The organism is Microbacterium sp. ISL-103, assembly GCF_018613995.1.
Lineage (GTDB): Bacteria > Actinomycetota > Actinomycetes > Actinomycetales > Microbacteriaceae > Microbacterium.
Genome location: NZ_JAGGPD010000257.1, coordinates 1 through 3,138 on the forward strand (window position 1 = coordinate 1; position 3,138 = coordinate 3,138).

4 protein-coding genes are annotated in these 3,138 nt (G+C 68.5%); 2 read left to right on the forward strand and 2 right to left on the reverse strand.

Features of this window, described 5'->3' with window-relative positions; genetic code table 11:
- A partial coding sequence (locus tag J7E68_RS10290) for a hypothetical protein (RefSeq protein ID WP_215172279.1) occupies window positions 1-661 on the reverse strand: 661 nt, incomplete at its 3' end.
- 123 nt (window positions 662-784) lie between these two features.
- Between J7E68_RS10290 and J7E68_RS10295 the strand changes: the two genes are divergently transcribed.
- Complete coding sequence (locus J7E68_RS10295) at window positions 785-1,564, forward strand: lysophospholipid acyltransferase family protein (RefSeq protein WP_215172281.1); 780 nt, start codon at window positions 785-787, stop codon at window positions 1,562-1,564.
- Between the two features lie 17 nt (window positions 1,565-1,581).
- Here the strand turns inward: J7E68_RS10295 and J7E68_RS10300 are convergent, their stop codons facing one another.
- On the reverse strand, window positions 1,582-2,076 hold the full coding sequence (locus tag J7E68_RS10300; protein WP_215172283.1) for an OsmC family protein: 495 nt from the start codon (window positions 2,074-2,076) through the stop codon (window positions 1,582-1,584).
- 38 nt (window positions 2,077-2,114) lie between these two features.
- Between J7E68_RS10300 and J7E68_RS10305 the strand changes: the two genes are divergently transcribed.
- Window positions 2,115-3,138: asparaginase (locus J7E68_RS10305; RefSeq protein ID WP_215172286.1), on the forward strand; the 1,024-nt coding region annotated here is incomplete at its 3' end.

Consider the following 3,138-nt stretch of genomic DNA (forward strand, 5'->3'; position numbering starts at 1 on the left):
CCTCGGTCTCGGTCGGAGCGTCGGAATCCGGAAGGGTGATCGTGGGCGAGCCCGCGTCGTCGAGTTCCACGGTCGGCATACCATCGGTGGGCTCGACATCGGAACCGGAGGCGACGGTCGGCAGCTGCTCGATCGTCTCGACATAGAGAACGCTCGGGTTCATGCCCTCCTGCGCCGCGGGGAGCGTGAGGACCACGCTCGACCCGATCGGCAGGCACTCCGCCGCGACGGTGAACACCGTGGACTGCGTCGGGTCGACGATCTGCTGGGGCTGCTGAGCCGCGAGCAGAGCCGAGAGCACGCCGTCCGGGCCGCGCTCAGAGGTGCTGAGCACCTCGTTGGTCGTCGCGTCGATGAGCTGGTATCGCAGCGACACGAGGTCGCCGGGGAGCACGTCGTCTCCCTCGCCCTCGACCACCACGGAACGCTCGGCTTCGGCGAGATCTGCGCCCTCGGGCACCGTCACCTTGGCATCTGCGCCCGATCCCTCGACCGTCACAGCGTCGGAACCGGCCCCGGACTTCAGATCGGCGAGGCAGGAGGTCTGCGCCGAGGCGTCAGGGGTCTCCGTCGCGTCGGGAGTCGAGCCACCGGCGCAGCCCGCCAGCAGCAGGGTCGCCGCAGCGATGGTGGACAGGACGATGAGCGGACGCTTGCGCACAGTGAGACCTCAGGATCGCGGGCAGGACACCCCATCATCTCGCACACCCCTTTGTTCATGCTGGGAGGCGCGCTCCAGCTCTTCATTCCCACCCGGGCATGGAACCGGGGGTAATCTGCTCTGATGACGTCAGAGCAGTCCGTGGTGCCCGAATCCTCGCCCGCAGAGACTGAGAAGCCTCGTCACGCAGGGTTCGCGTACTCGCTGGGCCGGGGTCTGATCACCCCGCTCGCGCGCACGATCTACCGTCCCCGCATCGAAGGCAGGGAGAACGTGCCCAAGGACGGGCCCGTCATCTTCGCGAGCAATCACCTGTCGTTCATCGATTCGATCGCCATTCCCGTGGCCGCTCCTCGCCCGGTGCACTTCCTCGCGAAGTCGACCTACTTCGAAGGACCGGGCTTCAAGGGCTGGCTCAGCAAGACGTTCTTCGAATCGATCGGTGCGATCTCGGTGCGACGCGGCGCGGGAAAGGCCGCCCTCGATGCGCTCGACGTCCAGCGTCAGCTTCTCGAGGAGGGTCTGGCCGTCGCGCTGTACCCCGAGGGAACACGCTCGACCGACGGACGGCTCTACAAGGGACGCACCGGAGTCGCATTCCTCGCCCTGCAGACCGGTGCACCCGTGGTTCCGGTGGGCCTGATCGGCACGGACAAGGTCATGCCCGTCGGCGCCAAGATGCCGACTCTCAAGGAGCGCATCACCGTACGGTTCGGTGAGCCTCTCGATCTGTCACCGCACGGACCCGCCACGAGCGGCCGCGCACGCAGACTCGCCACCGACGAGATCATGGCGGCGATCCACGGTCTTTCCGGTCAGGAGCTGGCGGATGCGCACAACGAGGCGCCCGCGCAGGGCACGATCGAGAAGATCAAGCAGGCCCTGCCTCACGAGCGTCGCTGACCCCCGCGCACGGCGTCTCAGGCCGTCTGCGCCCGCACGGTGGCCTCGTGGCGAACCGGGAAGTTCATCGAGTTCGCGATGAAACACCATTCGTTGGCCTGCGCATGCGCCCGCTCGGCAGCTTCGATCATCGACTCGTCCGCGACGACGACTTCCGGCCGGAGCATCACCTCGACGAAGGCCCCTCCTCCTGACCCGTTCTCGCGCATCATGCCCGAGGCGCTGTCGCGGTACTCCACGACCACCACGCCGGCCGTCACGCATGCATGCAGATAGGACAGCAGATGACACTCCGACAGGGAGGCGAGCAGAAGGTCCTCGGGGTTCCAGCGTGAGGGGTCGCCGCGGAAAGGCTTGTCGGCGGATGCCAGGATCTCGGGCTTCCCCTGCACTTCGAGCGTGACATCGCGTCGATACTCGCGGTAGCCGCTCGTGCCCGAACCCGAGTTGCCGGTCCAGGTGGAGGTGAGGGCGTAACGGTGCTCGCCGAGGGGTGTGGAACGATCAGCCATGCCGCCAGTCTGCCAGCAGCATCCGACCCCCGGCGCACATGCGCGGCGCGAAGCGACGATATCCTGGGGAGGTGCTGGAGACTCTCACCGTTCAGGATGCCGTGGAACTCGCCGTCGTCGAGCGGAGCGGGTTCGTCGAATCCCGCCACGCCGGAGCGGCCGTCGTGCTCTCGCCCGACGGCGACGTGATCGCCCGGCACGGCAATGCCGAGGCGCTCGTCCTGCCCCGATCCAGCCTCAAGCCTCTGCAGGCTGTGGCGTGCATCACCGCGGGCGCTGCTCTCGAAGGGGAGCAGCTCGCGATGTCGACCGCGAGCCACACCGGCACCGAGCGTCATGCTTCGGTCGTCCGGGACGTCCTCACCCAGGGCGGTCTCACCGAGGATGACCTGGGCTGCCCGCCCGCATGGCCGAGCGATACGTCGGCCCGCGACGAGCTCGTGCGCGAGCACGGTGCGCAGACGCGCATCCGCATGAACTGCTCGGGCAAGCACGCGGCGATGCTCCGCGCCTGCGTCGCCACCGGATGGCCCACCGACGGCTATCTCGATCCTTCGCACCCCTTGCAGGCGCACATCCGCGACGTCATCGAGCGCCTCACGGGCGAGAAGGTCGCTCACATGGCGATCGACGGATGCGGCGCTCCGGTCTACGCGATCACCCTCACGGGCCTTGCCCGATCGATCCATCGGATCGGTACCGCATCCGACCGGTCGCCGTTCGCGCTCCACCGCGTCGCCGGCTCGCTCGGCCGAGCGGTGCGCGAGCACCCCTGGACCATCGAGGGCCCGGGACGCCCCGACACGATCGCGATCGAGTCGCTCGGCGTGTTCGCGAAGGGCGGGGCCGAGGGCGTCATGGTCATGGTCGCCCCGAACGGCACCACCGTGGCCCTGAAGATGCTCGACGGCGGGGCACGGGCCTCCACCATCGTGGCCGCGACGCTGCTGGCGCGCGCCGGCGCCCTCACCGAATCCGACGTCGCGACCCTTGCTTCCGCTCTGTCCCTCGATGGGCTCGGCGGCGGTGCACCGGTGGGTGTCATCCGAGCCAGCAGCACCC